The 16,254-nt window shown below is 59.7% G+C and carries 6 protein-coding genes; 4 read left to right on the top strand and 2 right to left on the bottom strand.

What is annotated here, in order from left to right; genetic code table 11:
- Positions 1 to 20: 20 nt before the first annotated feature.
- The gene (locus tag JH25_RS24760) at positions 21 to 7,262 is read right to left on the bottom strand and encodes an NEL-type E3 ubiquitin ligase domain-containing protein (RefSeq protein WP_032875956.1); all 7,242 of its coding nucleotides are present in this window, start codon (positions 7,260 to 7,262) and stop codon (positions 21 to 23) included.
- A 179-nt stretch (positions 7,263 to 7,441) separates the two neighbouring features.
- Here JH25_RS24760 and JH25_RS0126755 point away from each other — a divergent pair, with 179 nt between their 5' ends.
- Positions 7,442 to 11,986 carry a dermonecrotic toxin domain-containing protein gene (locus JH25_RS0126755; RefSeq protein WP_236648013.1) on the top strand — a complete coding sequence of 1,515 codons (4,545 nt, stop codon included), beginning with the start codon at positions 7,442 to 7,444 and terminating at the stop codon, positions 11,984 to 11,986.
- Positions 11,987 to 12,402: 416 nt separating this feature from the next.
- The gene (locus tag JH25_RS24755; RefSeq protein ID WP_032875959.1) at positions 12,403 to 12,621 is read left to right on the top strand and encodes a DUF2970 domain-containing protein; all 219 of its coding nucleotides are present in this window, start codon (positions 12,403 to 12,405) and stop codon (positions 12,619 to 12,621) included.
- Here JH25_RS24755 and JH25_RS24750 read toward each other — a convergent pair.
- Positions 12,618 to 13,685, bottom strand: a complete 1,068-nt coding sequence (locus tag JH25_RS24750) for an ABC transporter substrate-binding protein (protein ID WP_032875962.1) — start codon at positions 13,683 to 13,685, stop codon at positions 12,618 to 12,620. The two genes, JH25_RS24755 and JH25_RS24750, sit on opposite strands and share 4 nt — an antisense overlap.
- 424 nt (positions 13,686 to 14,109) lie before the next feature.
- Here JH25_RS24750 and JH25_RS24745 point away from each other — a divergent pair, with 424 nt between their 5' ends.
- On the top strand, positions 14,110 to 15,768 hold the full coding sequence (locus JH25_RS24745) for a nitrite/sulfite reductase (protein WP_032875965.1): 1,659 nt from the start codon (positions 14,110 to 14,112) through the stop codon (positions 15,766 to 15,768).
- On the top strand, positions 15,752 to 16,246 hold the full coding sequence (locus JH25_RS24740) for a DUF934 domain-containing protein (RefSeq protein WP_005788729.1): 495 nt from the start codon (positions 15,752 to 15,754) through the stop codon (positions 16,244 to 16,246). The genes JH25_RS24745 and JH25_RS24740 overlap by 17 nt, the downstream gene beginning before the upstream one ends.
- The last annotated feature ends 8 nt before the right edge of the window (positions 16,247 to 16,254 follow it).

Below are 16,254 nucleotides of genomic sequence, written 5' to 3' on the forward strand. Positions count from 1 at the left end.
GGCGCTCTTATAGTGCTGACTCAGGGGCGCCGGGACGGGCCCGGCTGAGGTGACGACGGAGCGGGCATGACAGGTTCCATGCCCGATAACCGTTGTATCTCCGCCCGGGACAGCTCCATGCGTTTCTGAGTACGGGCGGCGGCCCGTTCGATCTCCAACTGGCCTATGGCTTGCTCATAGCGCGCCATGCTCTGGGCATCGCCCCGATCACTGTGCGCGTCCTCCAAGGCTTCATAACGGCGTGCCAGTTCGTCCTCAAGGGCCTCGAACTGTTCGGCGTAACGCTCATCCAGATAACGCAACCAGTACTCACGTTGAATCAGGCTTTCGACAAACGCATCGGTACTTTCAGTTGCCAGGATTTGTGCGCGTAACTGTGCCTGTAGCTCGGCATTGATCGGGTTTGCGAACGCCATGTAGGTCGGCTGCCCAGGCAGCTCCAGGCCGTCGGGCCAGCCGCGGGTCAAGCCGATCCGGTAACTCAAGCGCACCTCGGCCCGGTCCATGCCCACCGCGGCGGCTTCTGCGAGTTGATCGGCCCTGCTCAACCGAAACAACTGCCGCGACAGGTTCAGCAGCGCCCGGCCCCTGAGGTCGAGCCGCTGCTGTGGGATATCGCGCAAGGCGCGGTATTCGAACACCCGCACTTCCATCTCACTGAACGTGAGGATGCGGCCATCGATACAGGTGCCATGGGTTTCGGCTTCGATGAACAGGGTACCGCGCAACTCGGCATTTTCTGCGGCCCCCGCGATAACGCCCCATACCCGTTGCGTGAGGCTTGGACGATTGAGGTTGAATTCCGAGGTCAGGCGCAACAGCGAAATGAGGTGGAAAAACCGATCATGATCCTGCGCCTGTGCCAGTTGATTCCACAGCGCTGTTCGTTGTGTCGCCAACTCCGCTGAGGTATCGGCCAACCAGGGGTCAAGTGCCGGCTGCGCGGTATTTTGCAGCGGGTTTTCAATGCTCTCAGCCGGCAGGTAGCCGGCGTCCGGATCACTATCATCGTCGTCAGAACCAGAGCCCGAATCAGCATCGGAGTCGGAGTCCGGGTCCGACTCAGTGTCGGACCCGCCATAATTGCGACGATGGGCGCGGTCCAGTTCTGCTCGCGAAAAGCCCATGACCTCATTGGCCTCATGCGCCTCGGCGTAATTGCGCATTTGTTCAAGGGCTTGCGCGGTCAGGTTATGGTTATCGGACAGGTCCGTACCTGACACCAAGCCGTCGTGCGCGCCTTCGAGTAAAGACTGCGGGAAGGACACCAGCGCATTGCCGCTCAGGTTCAGCCGGGTCAGGTGCTGCGACTCCAACGCACCCTCGGGCCAGCTTGCGATGTCGTTGTAGCTCACGTCCAATGTCTCCAGGCGACTGAAGTCCCGCATATCAAAGGCCTGCAGGTTGTTATGATTCAAGTCCAACCAACGCAAGCGCTCACTGCGCAATCGAGCAGGCAACGACGGCGCTTGCGTGAAGGCGTTGTAGGCCAGTTCCAGACGCTCAAGCTGCTCCATGCGTTGAACGGCTTCGGGCAGTGCTGTCAGCTCATTACCACTGAGTATCAACCGGTTCAATGGGCCAAAGGCGGCTAAAAACCCGTTGCTGCCTTGCGCAGTGAGCTTGACCCCCGTCAGATTGAGGCTGCGCACATGGGTAAACGGCACGGAGAGCGCGGGAAAATCACCAGGTTGGGTCGCCTGCAAGCTCAACGTCTCGACCTCGCCAGCCGGGCGCCCTTCTACCACAGCCCGAACCCAGGATTCGCGGATCGCCTGCGCGGGGGTTACTCGCTTCAGACTGTCGAGACTGTCGCCAAAAGCGCGCGCCTCGCGGGTAAACAACCAACCATTCAACTCACGCGTCAGCACGTCGTGGGTCTGATACCACCGAGCGACCTGCGTATCTATTTGCAGGTCGCTCAGCCCCGTCTCGCGCAGTTGCCTGACCCTGGCCATGGCTTGCTCTTGCGTCAAGAGCGGGCTTAACGCCCTTATCGCATTTTCCGGAACCCCCTCAAAGTGTCCACTACCCGATGGCAAGGGCAGCAAATAGTGCGCTACCGAACCTGCGGTGTGCTTCGGGGGAAACACCAGGGGTTCCTGATCCAGCGCAAACCGGCTCAACGCCCCCTCAGGCAATCCTTTGGTCGTCTCGATCCGACGCCGCGCTGCATTGAGTACCGTCGTGCCTTCGACGCTCAACGGGTTGCCTGCCAACTCAGTGCGCATCAACACATCTGAATCATCAATCGCAAGCGGTGCAAGGCTCGTCAACTGATTGTCACGTAAGTCCAGGCAAGCCAATTGCGCGAGGTGTTCAGCGCCTTGCGGCCATTCCCGTAGCATCGATTCGCGCAGGTTCAGCGCCGTCAGGCGGGTCAGTGCGCTGACGTCGAGGGTGCCCAGCCGGTTGTATTGCAGGCTCAGCACTTGCAGCCTGTTCAACCCATTGAATTGAGCCTGTACTGCCGGGGTCACTGCGATCTGGTTGTCGGACAAGTCCAGGTGTGTCAATTCCGGCAGGATGCCCGCACTGATCGGTACATCAGTCAGGCGACTGAAGCGCAGTTCAAGGCTTTGCGTTCCGGCGAACGCCTGGATGAAACCACTGAGCTGATCAGGCGGCACATCCTCCAGCCAATTCACCTTTAACGTTTTGACATGCGAAAAGGTACCGGCCGGCAACACCGGCAATTCGCGGATTTTTTCAGCGACCAGGGGATTGGTCGGCGACATCTTTGGATCCGGCAGTTCAAACATCGAAATATCGATATCGGTCGGCAGGCCATAGCGTTGGCATACCGCCCCGCGCCAGCTTTTCTTCAGCAACGCCAGGATGCTTGCATTCTGCCCGTCCCTCCAGCGCACCCGGAGTACGGGGACCAAAGAGGGTTCGTAGAACGGCTTGAAAATGCCGAGGTGTTCTTCACGCAGCGCTTGCACGGCGTTCATCCGCGTTTGTGGCGTGTTCCACAGGCCCATGACCACGTCCGTCATTCGACGGCCGACAGGGACCTCGCCCATCAGCAGGCTCAATTCTCCGCGTGCAAAGCCTCTGACCATTTCGTCCAGGTTCGCCAGGTGTGGCCCGAACGACCCCGCATAATTCCTGACGTGCTCATAGGCTGGCTTGAAGTCTTCATAGCTGAACGTCGACCAGTCCAGCGATAACCCGCTCCATAACCGCTCGTACCCGCTATAGAGCTCGGCAGGCAACGTGGCAATGGCGGTCTGGGCCAGATCCAGTCGCTCCAGAAGCGGCAGTTTCTGCACATAGGCGGGCCATTGCATTGGCACGTTGGGCGCCACGATCTTCAAGCGTTTCAAGCGTTGCAAGGGGCTTAAATCCAGGCCGTTGAGGACGTGGCCGTCGTAGGCGAAATAACCGAGCTCCAGGTGTTCAAGGCCGGCCAGTGCCGTCAATTGCGACGATAACTGCGCGGTCAACTGATGTGCATCGAAGCTGACTGCCAAATGTTTGAGCCCTGTGAACTGTGCCAACACCTGGGGCACGCGGGTCAACTTCGGGCTGGCATCCGTGGTTTCTACGGTTGGGAAATAGGGCGGCCGCAAGGTCAGTTTTTCGAGAGAGGGAAACTGGCTCAGAAACCCATCGATATTGGTGTCATGCAGGGCCGTACCGAGAACAGATAGTTCACGCACGTATGAAAAGTTCGCCGTCAATGAAGGCAACGGTTCATTGAGGGTCAACGCCAAGGCATCGGCACTCGGCACTTTCCCGGCCAACCAAGAACGGCCCCAGCTACGCTTGAGCGCTTCCCCGGCGAGGAAATTGCTCTGACGATTGGCTACCGACGAGCGATTGACCCAATGATTGAGCGCGTCATGCAGCGCCTGGCGCTCTTCAAACAGCGCTTTCAACCTGCTGACGATTGCTCGGCCATCGTTCCCCGCCCGTACCAGCTCAAGGAAAAACGCATTGATCTGCACCTCATCCAGATCCGGATAGATTATGCGCACCTGATGAGCCAGCAGCGGGCTCACACTCGGCCCCCGCCCACTGGCCTGATAACCTATCAGCGTGTCGTTGATGCGCACCGGCGGCTTGAACCTGGGCACTTTTGGCTCCAGCCACGCCGAGGCCTCCAGACGATGCGCATCGGCTTGCTCGATCAGTTTGCGTTGCAACACGGCGTGTTGGCTGACCTGCGGCACTCCCAGGCTCTGGCGCGCCTCATCGGGCAAGGCATGCATCAGCGAGGCGAAAAAGTTGTCGCCCTCCGGTGCCAGACTGTTGAGTGCTTCGCCCCGCTCATCGAACGCCTGGTAGCTGGGGCCGTGCTTGACCAAGTATTTTTTCTGCGCCGCGGTGGGCGCACCAATGCTGTCGATCAGCGTGCCACGCGTGTGGGTGCTGCGCACTTCCAGGCGCAACGTATCCGGCCAGCCCGGCAGCGTTTGAAGGGCATGCAGCGCCAGCCGTCGGCTGTCGGCCGCGGCAATCGTCTCGCTACGCAGCCCGGCGTAGGCTCGGGCCAACCGTCCTTGTCGCGCATACCAGCGAGCTTCCTCGAGCATGTTCAAGGGTACGCGCGCGGTGGCGGCTAGCCGTTCAAGCTCATCGACACGGGCGTGGTCGAGCACCGTTTGCGCTGCCGCCTTGCTGAGCCCCGGGCAAGTGCGTTGCAGCAGGCTGATACGCTTGTCCAGCGGCTCGGTGCCGCCGTAGATACTGTCGAAAATCGCCGGCCTGCGCTCGCGCGCATAGTCGGCCAGTCGCTGGTTGAACCTCGCCTTGCGCGCGTCGAGGCTGCCTGGGCCGTCGGTGCCGAGCAACTGCACCCGCTCTGAATCGTCCAACGCCAATAGAATCCGCGCAGGCACTTCGCCGCCGAGAATATCGCTGCGCCCCACCTTGATCGGCAGCGCTGCGCGCCCACCTTTAAACGAGCGGTGAGCACCATACTTGACCGACCGGCCGAAGGTACCGGCCCCCTCGAACACTTCCAGTACGCGCCCTCGCGGCCAACCGGGCATTTCAACGATCAACGGCAGCGCATACAGGTACAGGTCATCAATATCACGGGTACCCTCTAGTTGCTCGATCACCCGCGACACATCTGCATCCGCCTTGAACAGGCGCAGCGCATCAATCAGCTCGGGCGGCCCAAGCGTATGGTCCATATGCATCTTGCGCAGCGTGTTGTCGCTGACGCCGCTGACATCGGCGACCTTGAGCAACTCCTGGTCAGTGAATACCTCGGTTTGATGCCCCATGCGCCGCAACAGCGTCAACCGATCCCACTCCAGCGGGCGCTCCAGGGTATGCCGCCAGGCGCCGTGACCGTTGTGCTCAAGCATCGGTTGGTAGGCCTGGGGGTCGGTGGGGTGCTTGATCCGCCACTTCTGAATTGACTCGTCAAAGTATTGCTCGTAAACCTGAGGGCCTTGGCGGATATAGGTCCTGCCCTCTTTCACATACTGCCCTTGGGCGTTGGGGTAGGCGGCGCGGTCCAGGGTCACGGGGTGTTCATAACCACTCAGGCTCGGCTTCCACAAGCGTACCTGGCCATCGGGCCGCTTAACCTCGCTAAGTGCCTCGATCACCGGCTCGGCCTTGGCCGCTCGCCAGCGACTGACGCCCGCCCCCACACCGGCCATCACGGCGATCTGTGCCAGGTTCTCGGCCACGTCAATCAAGTGCGCCTTGGCCGCCTGGCGGTCACCTTCGCCCCATTCAATCGCACCTTCCAGGGTTTCATAGAGCAACTGCCCGGCCATCACCCCCATCATGACCTCGCCCAGCACCGGTACGAACATCGACACCATGTTCAACCCCAGCATGCCGATTTCCAGCAGGTGCGCCAGTTTGGCGTCACGGGCCTTGGCATCCACGTCCGCGGTGGGCACGGCATGGGCCCGTGCATCTGCGATTACCTGCTCGCGGTGTTGCTCGTAGAAGTACTGCCAAGGGTCGATGTTCGCCGCCCAGATCCCTTTACCGCGCCGCGTGCGCGTTGAGGGATCAAGGAAAGGGTCGGGGTTGGGTTCAAGCTTGGCAGGCGCCTCGGGCGGCAACTCCTTGATGCCGGTGATGAAGTGCGGCGTGGTGAAATCCAGCAATTTCTTCCACGGTGAGCGCCAGATGTCGGTGGGTGAGTCGGCGGCTTTCTGGGTGAACTGGCTGAAGTAGTAGGGCCGCTTGTCGTAGGGCACGAAGCGACTGAAAAACTGCTGGTACGGCGTCGGCGAGGGATCATTGGCCTTGGCCGGGTCGCGGGCGGTGAACAGGCGCTTGAATTCAGCCTGCATTTGCCGCCAGCGGTAGCGCTTGAGCGGATGCTCAGGGTCCTGGGGCACATAGATGATCAGCTCGTCCGGGTAGCTGTATTTCTTGCAGATCGAGAACACCATGCAGCCGGTCATCCGCAGCCGCATCAGGCCCAGGGTCCTGAACCAGACCTGCTTGTCGCCCATCCAGGGATGAATTTCACCCTCGATCACCGACAGCAGCATGCGGTGATCGGCCGGCTCGATATCGCCGGTCAACAGTGCCTGCTCGGCGGCGGCCCTGACGGCGGCCTTCTGATTGGCGATGAACTGGTCACGCAGGGTGACTTGCGCGCTGGCGTCTTCGGGGTAGAAAAATGATTGCAGGTAGGCCTGGTATTTGGCGCCGATATTGAGGTTTCGACACAGCGTCAAAAACTGGCTGACCTTCAGGTTGATCGCCACCGAGTGGTAGGTGCCGGAGGTGCCGGTGGCTTGCATGAACCCGGAGGTCTTGTGGTAAGCGCCCTCCTTGCACTCGTAGGCCTCAAAGTTGTGCAAGGCCGCTTCCAGCAGGGGCAGTTTCAAAAACTCGAAATCCCCCGCCTCGACTTCGGCAATCCCCACCGCCAGCGGGCGGCGCAGGCACAACAGGGTTTTGTCGACATCGAGGTCCAGTCGGTACTGATCCTTCAGGGCTGTGAGCAGCAAGGGCCGGGCGAAGTCGTCGATGCCCTGGAAGGAGGCCATCGTCTTGTCCAGTTGCGTCTGGGTGGTGAGGTTGGCAAGAAAACGGCCGGTCACCTCATTGCGTTGCTCAGGCGTGGCGTTCGCGAGCCACGCTGGCATGACCGTGCTGGCGTCCTTGAGCGCCTGCTTGCGGGCCGGCGTCGCGCTGATCAGCCAATCAGGACTGCTGCGCTCCAGGAAGTCACCGTGCAAGCTTTGGGTGGCGTTGAGCTTTTTCACCGGCTCAGGTACGTCGTTGGTTGGCACGCCCGGCGAAGAAAGCTGGGATGAAGAGTCCATCGTGTCACTCCTTTGAAATGGACTGACAGCACATCACGGCGCCCGCTAGGCCAGGCGGTGCATATATGACGTCGTGCGCGTTCGGGGCGGGGCGCCGGCAGTGGTATTCCTGTACCGCCTGCGGGGTCACCACATTCGATTTCCTGTCGCTTCTCTCAAACAGGTAAAAGGATTTCATCATGCCCACCCCGAGCACCCCCACGACCCTGAGCCAACTGCCCGCCCAGGCCATCCATGCGCATTTCGCTACGCGCCCGGCCTTGTATTCCGTGGTGTTCAATACCCTGCGCGACCGTATCCTGGAGCGCTATCCGTCGCTCAAGCTGGACTTGGCTACCGTCAAGCTGGCCATCCCGCACCCCGATGGGGTGTACACCTACCGGTCGTTGATGGAAGTTGCCATCGCCCATGTGCTCAACCCACAGCTGCTCGACCTGCAGCCAAAACGCGAGCTGGCGTACTACTTGACGCAACAGATCCCCACGATCCTCAAGCCTGATGCCGCGCCGCTGATCGACATGCAGGCAATCGCAAGCATCATTGATGAACTGCCCGAATCGATTCACCTGTATTTCCAGGCTGCGCTGGCCGACTACTGGAGCGAAACCGACAGCCATGGCAGCAGCCGTTGGCAGTGGCTGGGCGAATTTCTCAACGGCCGGATGACGGCAATAGCCGCCAGCCAATCGAGCTTGAACCCGACCCAGCGGGACATGCTCAGGGTCGTCGCTACCTGGCCGGTGCAAGCCGAGCGCCTACCCCAATCCTCACCCGCCACCTATGTTTATTTGATTGAGAACACATTCACCCATGCCGGCGAACAGGTCAGCCTGCTAACCCCCGACCTGCTGCTGGTGCGCGACAAGCAGGTGCTGCTGTACAGCGTGGCCGGGGATATCCAGGCGTTTGACGGCCTCGATGACTTCGGTGTTGCCTGGGGAGCCAGGATGCAGGCGCGCTTCCAGTTCGACAGCCTTACGTGGCGGCGCAACGAACCGGACGGCAATGTGTTCGAGCAGCAGGCCGGCCTGATCCTCAATCAGCAACTGGAAGATCTGGCGACGTTGAAATTTCAGGGCCAGGACGAAAGAACGCTTGAACGACGCCTGGGAAAACTCACCGATCCGGCGCTGCTGTTTACCCAGGTGCCGACAGCCGCTGAGCCGACCTTGCAAAAGGTCAATGAGCAACTGCCGCCATGGCTCGCCCAGGCCAGCGCCACCGACCGTTTTGCCTACCATCGCCACGTACAGGACATGGCGCAGGTGCTGCAACGCAACCAGGGCCGCTCGTTCAACGAGGGCATTGAAAACATCTACGGTTTCAGCCGCGCCGCGCTGCGCAAGCAGATGCAAGCCGATCATGGCGACTGCGACCCTGACGAAGTGGTGCTGGACTTTGCCGTGGCCGCCGGTTATCCAGGCGGCGCCGGTATTATCGAGCATGTGCGCATGTCGCTGACGGAGTTGGCGCTGAAGAACCTGGCCGGCAAACCTAAAGGCACACTCACGCTGTCCTCCAAAAATGCAACGCCCCTTCCAAGCTGGCTCAATGAAGACTACCTGCTGGGCAGTACCGGGCTGATCCAGCGTGTCGATATCGGCGCCACCTATCCACAAACAATCAAAGACACCTTGTTGTCCGACACGGTTGACGCGCGCCGCCGGGAAACCCTGTTTACCCGCGAACTCAAGGTCAAGCTGCCGATGCAGGCACTGGAATACAAGATTCGCGGGCAGCATGGCGTCACCGTCACCGGTTATCGCTACGTCAAAGCGTTGATGGGTGAAATGCCCTCGGACCGAATCGTCGACGAACAGGAGATTGTTCTGCGCCCATTGGCCCTGTGCCGCAAGCCCGGGGCCGCACCGGATGAAGTCAACAACGCGTTCATTATCGAGCCGCGTGATACGAGTGTCGGCCCGCACCTGCTGTACCAGCCGCTGTATGCCGAGGCCCTGCATGAATACCCGACCCGCCAGGCCTTGCTCGACGCACTGGCCGCGCCCGGTGCGTTGCAAGACACGGTGCTGGCGTGGCTGAGCGACACGGCCCGCCCCATCTATGACCATGGCGGCATCAAGGAACCGCACATCATTCGTTTCCTGCCCGGGGATGAATTCAGCATCCCTGAAAAGCCAGCACCTGCGACGCTCGCCGTCGATGAAGGCGCGGGCGAATGGCTGCAATCGCAAGTCAACGGTCAACTGCTCAATCATCTGTTCGGCAGCACGGCACGGGCCTTGGTCGACCTGGCGGACCGCGAGTCGGTGTCCAACCACGAAAGCCGCTGGGCCGTCGTGATGGAAGGCGCGTGGTTGCTGTTCAATACCCTACTGTTACCGCTGGTACAGGGCCCGGCCATGCTGGCTGGTTGGTTCATGGTGCTGGTCAGCAGCCTGGAGCAGGATCTGGCCGGCCTGGACAGCAACGATCCCACCACCCGTGAGGTGGCCCTGATCGATCTTTTGCTCAACACCGCCATGGTGCTGCTGCACGCCACTGCCCGTTCCGATCGGTCTCGACAGCCGTTGTCGGAGCCCTCCGCGCAGGAGCATGCCCTGCACCTGGAAACGTGGCACCGCTCGGCGGGACTGCCCGCTGCGCAAGAAGCGCCCATAGTGCGCCATGGCCCAGTATCGCTGCCCGGTGAACCACCGGCGACCGGCCACACGGCCCTGGACTTCGGTCACTCGATTGCCAGCCCTCAAGCCGGCGCGAAGTTGCTCAAGGCGCTGCTCGATGTGCAAGTTCCGTGGCCCACTCCGCTACCCTCCCCTCTAACACACGGTGTTCTCAAAGGGCTGTACTGGATTGACGGCAAGTGGCACGCCAGCATCGGCGGGTTGTTGTTTCAGGCGAACGTGGTGCCGGGTTTCAACGAGGTCTACCTGGTGCATCCGGACCATCCCCAGCATCCCGGCTTCAAGCTGGTCAGCGATGGCCAAGGGCATTGGCGGCTGGACCGGCGTGCCAGGCTGGAGGGTGGCATGCCCAGGGACAGCTTGAGTGGGTGGAAGTCAAAGCGTGACCAGCGTATTCGCACGTTAAAACAAGAATTTGACGCGCTCTTGATAGAGATGAATTCAGAAGTGATCTCTACCGCTGTGTTGGAGTCCATCTTGAATACGACCCGCGCCAATCTGGCCGACCAGGCAACACTTCTGAGAAAGGACTGGCTACTCCTCGGCACCTCAGCCAGCATCCCGCAGCTTCACGCCCAGGTCGCCAGGCGCCACGCGGCCAGGCGAGTCGATACAGCACATGCCAGGGCCCAGTGGGAAACAGCACTCGACAACTACCAACAAAACGGCCGGACATTGATCCCTGTGATGCAACGAATCGAAGCCAAGGCCGATGAACTGATGCAAGCCGACCGCACAGATTCCACACGCAGGCAAACACGAGATAAGGCCACAAGAATCATCTATAGCTACTGGAGTTCGGTCTTTGCGTGTCTGGCGCAAAAAATGGCCGACACTCTGGTAAGCGACAACGGCGAAAACTCCGACGAGCTCGGTGAGCGCGCCAATCGAGAATTACCGGAAAACATCACACATGCCTACGATGAGTACATCAACACCAAAAAGCGCCAAGTAGCGGCCCTCAATCAAATGATCGAGCCGGCAGAAAAGATCGAGACCTTCCTCAAGCAAGCCGACCCTGCACTGCGCCCATTACTGTTGGAAGGAGACCCTTCCGATCAAAACATCTCCTCAGTGGCGATCAAACAGCATGCACTGCTAGTGTTCACTGATTTGGTGTTCAATCGAACCCATCGCCCAATGGGGGTGATGGAGTTTCCGTTCATCCGTGTACTCCACGACCCCCAAATCGTCAGCATTGTGCTCGCACATACAGAAATGCGCACCACCTCAGGCTACTCGACGGTGGAGCAAATCAATGTCCTCAAGGGTGCCCTTGAGCGCTATGAGCAACTGGAGAATGCCGTTAAGTCGTTGTACGAAATGAACTCCGGTTTCGTGCGGGAGGCTTATCGCGTGTCGTACCTGGAACACCTGGGTGAGGCACGTTCAAGCCTTGAGGCGCAACTGGCCAACTTGATCCTCGTTGAAGAAAAGATTGCCCCCAGGCCGGCTCTCGACAAAACCAAACGACAAAAATCCACCACCCGGCGGGTGATCAAAACCGCAGACAAGAAGAGTCTGGTGGGCGACATGCGTACGCACCAGCCCAATGAACCGGGCAATTATGTCGACATTGCCGACCCACTCACCGGCGCAATCATCGCCTCTTACCACGAACATCCCAGCGAAGGCGTTTGGAAAATCGTCAAGCCCGAGAGTGTGCCGGCAAAAACGCCCGCGCCTGTGGTTCGCTCATTGAAAAGAATCAAAGCGGATGCACAAACCATCGAAAACGAGCGAACCAGTATCAATGAACGTATTAGCTTCCAACAGCGCAAACTCCAGGAGCCCAGTCAACGCGAGACAGTCAACCCCAGGGATTGGGAGGAGATGCTGAGTCAACATGCGGCAAAATTTTCAGCATTGGCCAAGGAGCTTGAGAGCGCGACTGGCGAAGAAGCCGCTGCCCTGCGCAAGCGCTACGATGACGCGGCAAAAGCTGCCTCTAAACAGGCTCACAAGGTGTGCGCCGAAGGGTATCTGTTACAGCGCCCCAAAGCCTACAAGGTCGATTATTTACACACACATGGTTTTGTTGATATCAACCTGGTGAAGAAAAAAAACGTATTCCACTGAAGGCCGGTGACTTTCTCACCGAATATGTCATACGTGACAAACGTAAAATCAAACCAGGAATAAAGTGGGAGGAAGCTAACCTGTGGTACGCGCACTTCCATTACACCTCCGTCGACTCTCCCGTCTCACCGCCTAATTACGGCCACCTGAAGACCCCAGCAGAACGCCTGTTTACGCGCAAAGAACTGATGGAGCGGGACAAGGCCAATAACCGCGTCGTGATCTATCTGGATGACGCACGGATCGATGCGCCGCTTGATCAGAAGCTGTTCCTGCACCTGGAGGTGTACGGTCGTTCTTGATCGTTTCCACTCGTGGGAACGATCAAGAAGCAGGGTTCAGAGGGCTGATACAAGCCAGCCGCGTGCTGCCCAATTGTCTATGCTCTGTAAGACAGCCTTGCGCACGAGGGTTTTATGAACGATCCAGCCAACAACAAGCCGCCAACCTTCTGGCAAATGCTCCACAGCGTCCTGGCAGCGGCCTTTGGTGTTCAGAGCGGCAAGAACCGCACCCGTGACTTTACCCACGGCAAGCCCAGCCACTTTGTGATCCTGGGCCTGCTTTTCACGGCGGTATTTGCCTTGACGTTGTTCGGCATCGTCAAGCTTGTGCTGCACTTGGCCGGGGTTTAACGCAGCAGTAATTGCAGGCTGAACGGGTACCGGTAGGATGCCGGCTTGCCTACGGCCGACAGTGCGCGAAAATCCACCGACGGCGTCGACGCCTGCAACTGTCGCGCCTGGTCGGCATCGATCAGTTGGAACAATGCTTGTTGACGGTCGCGCGTGCCGGTCGCGCCGATATCGATACCCTTGGCATGGTCATTGATCAACACCATCGCCCATCCGCCCAAAGTGAAGTGCCCTGCCACCAAGGTACTCAGGCGCCCATCCAAGCGTGCCCTGAGGATTTCTGGCGAGCTATTGAGCGCACTGAACAACACGTCTTTACCCGGCACCCGCCCGCTGTCTTGCAGGGCCTGCATGGCACCCAGTGCCATTTCATCATTGGCCGACCACACCAATGCGGCCTGCGGGTAGCGTTTGAATAACAGTGTGGCCTGCTCAAAGGCACGCTGGCGGTTCCACTCACCGTAGACAAGCTGACGCAGACGCACTTGGGGGTGCTCGGCCAACGCACGGCGCAAACCTTTTTCACGCAACTGCGCAGCCGGGGTGTTCTTGGCTCCGGAAAACGCCAACAGCTCAAGGGATGCCCCTGGCGCGAGCGGGGCATGGTTGCCTAGCAGGTCGATGAGCATCAGGTAACCGGCCTGCTCATCGTCGGCCACCAGGCTGCCGATCCACTCAGCGTCTTTATGGGCATCCAGCAATTGCACCTGATCGCCGGTCAGTGCGTTATTCACAATCAGTAGCTTGACCCCACTGCCCCGGGCCATGCGCAAGATCGGCGGGGCTACATATTGCTCATTGACCAGCACCAGATAGTCGGGCCGCTGACTGCCTTGCAGCGTCTCACGGGCTTGTGCCAGGGTGTTATCGGCATTCCGCTCGGAATAGCGCACGCGCAAATCCAGGCCGAGGTCCTTGGCGGCGGCCTGCATGAATTGCGCATAACTGACCCAAAAGGTTTCCGTGGACGAGCCTGGGTTAAGAAAAACCACCGACGCCGCCCGGGCCATCGCCCCGTACGTCGATCCTGCTAACCACATACACGTAATCAGAACCTTCAACATGGTTGTTTCGAGCCTGGAATATTGATCGCCATAATAGTGGCAATGCGACAGCAAATCGAGGCTCAGTCAACGCTCTTTTACTGGTGGCTGACCCAGAACACGGCCGTCCCGACCACCAAGATGATCAGGAACAGAATGGCCCAAGCATCCACGGTACTGTCAGGTTTACGGGCTTTGGTGGAATTGCTCATTGCATCGCCTCTTGTCAGTTTTATAGGTGACGGCACTAAGACTCGACCACAGTAAAGACCAGAGTTGCCCCTATGACAAATGTGGGTATGGCGATAACAGTTCTCATTAGTCAGTTTGGTTATTTACATATACCCAAACATCACTTTTGCGCATATACGCAAACTGGTATCGTGCGCCGGCTCCGTTGGGAGTGCGCGGCCGTGCGCGCAGATTTGCCGAGAACAGGACCTATATGTACGTATACGACGAATACGATCAGCGCATCATCGAGGACCGCGTCAAGCAGTTCCGTGATCAGACCCGACGCTACTTAGCAGGTGAACTGAGCGAAGAAGAGTTCCGCCCTCTGCGCCTGCAAAATGGCCTTTATGTTCAGCGCTTTGCGCCGATGCTGCGGGTCGCCGTGCCCTATGGCCAGCTGACTTCGCGCCAGACGCGAATGATGGCCAGGATTGCCCGCGACTTCGACAAAGGCTATGCCCACATCAGTACCCGCCAGAATGTGCAGTTCAACTGGCCGGCCCTGGAAGACGTGCCGGACATCCTGGCTGAACTGGCCACTGTGCAAATGCACGCCATTCAGACCAGCGGTAACTGCCTGCGCAACGTGACCACCGATCAGTTTGCCGGCGTCGCTGCCGACGAGTTGATCGACCCACGGCCGTGGTGCGAGATCGTGCGCCAGTGGACTACCTTCCACCCTGAGTTCGCCTACCTGCCGCGCAAGTTCAAGATCGCCATCAATGGCTCGACCTCGGACCGCGCCGCCATCGAAGTGCACGATATCGGCCTGGAGCCGGTGTACAACGCTGCCGGTGAGCTGGGTTTCCGCGTGCTGGTGGGTGGTGGATTGGGCCGTACCCCGGTGGTCGGCGCGTTCATCAACGAGTTCCTGCCGTGGCAGGACCTGCTGAGTTACCTCGACGCCATCCTGCGGGTCTACAACCGCTACGGCCGTCGTGACAACAAGTACAAAGCCCGGATCAAGATCCTGGTCAAAGCGCTGACCCCTGAGGTGTTTGCCCAGAAAGTCGACGCCGAAATGGAACACCTGCGCGGCGGCCAGACCACCCTGACCGAAGCCGAAGTGCACCGCGTCGCCAAGCATTTTGTCGATCCTGAATATAAAGCCCTGAGCAACCAGGACGCCGAACTGGCCGCCCTTGACCAGCAACACCCAGGTTTCGCCCGCTGGCGCACGCGCAACACCCTGGCGCACAAGAAGCCAGGCTATGTGGCGGTGACCCTGTCGCTCAAGCCCACCGGCGTTGCCCCAGGCGATATCACCGACAAGCAGCTGGACGCCGTTGCCGACCTGGCCGAGCGCTACAGCTTTGGCCAACTGCGTACCTCCCACGAGCAGAACATCATTCTTGCGGACGTCGAGCAAAGCCAACTGTTCACCCTGTGGGGCGAGTTGCGCGAAGGCGGTTTTGCCACGCCGAACATTGGCCTGTTGACCGACATCATCTGCTGCCCGGGCGGCGACTTCTGCTCCCTGGCCAACGCCAAGTCGATCCCGATTGCCGAATCCATCCAGCGCCGTTTCGACGACCTGGACTACCTGTTCGACATCGGCGAGCTGGACCTGAACATCTCCGGTTGCATGAACGCCTGTGGTCACCACCACGTCGGCCACATCGGCATCCTGGGCGTGGACAAGAAAGGCGAAGAATTCTACCAAGTGTCCCTGGGTGGCAGCGCCAGCCGCGATGCGAGCCTGGGCAAGATCCTTGGCCCATCCTTCGCCCAGGAAGCCATGCCCGAGGTGATCGGCAAGCTGATCGACGTCTACATCGAACAGCGCACCGAAGATGAACGTTTCATCGACACCTACCAGCGCATCGGCATCGACCTGTTCAAGGAGCGCGTCTATGCAGCGAATCATTAAGAACAACGAAGTCGTCGACGAAACCTGGCACCTGCTGCCCAAGGACGCGAGCTTCGACGGCATCTCCAACTGCGACGACCTGATCGTGCCGCTGGCCCTGTGGCGCGAACACGGCCACGCCCTCAAGGCCCGCGATGGCGGCCTGGGCGTGTGGCTGGACGCCGATGAAGAAGCCGAGGAAATCGGTGACGACGTGGAACACTTCCAGGTCATCGCCCTGAACTTCCCGGCGTTCACCGATGGCCGCAACTACTCGAACGCCCGCCTGCTACGTGACCGTTATGGCTACAAGGGCGAACTGCGGGCGATTGGCGATGTGCTGCGTGACCAGTTGTTCTACCTGCACCGCTGCGGGTTCGATGCCTTCGCCTTGCGCGCCGACAAAGACCCGTACGAAGCGCTGGAAAGCCTCAAGGACTTTTCGGTGACCTATCAGGCTGCGACGGACGAGCCGCTTCCGCTGTTCCGTCGACGCTGAGTATCAAA

This window comes from Pseudomonas sp. BRG-100, assembly GCF_000737955.1.
In the GTDB taxonomy this organism is placed as follows: domain Bacteria; phylum Pseudomonadota; class Gammaproteobacteria; order Pseudomonadales; family Pseudomonadaceae; genus Aquipseudomonas; species Aquipseudomonas synxantha_A.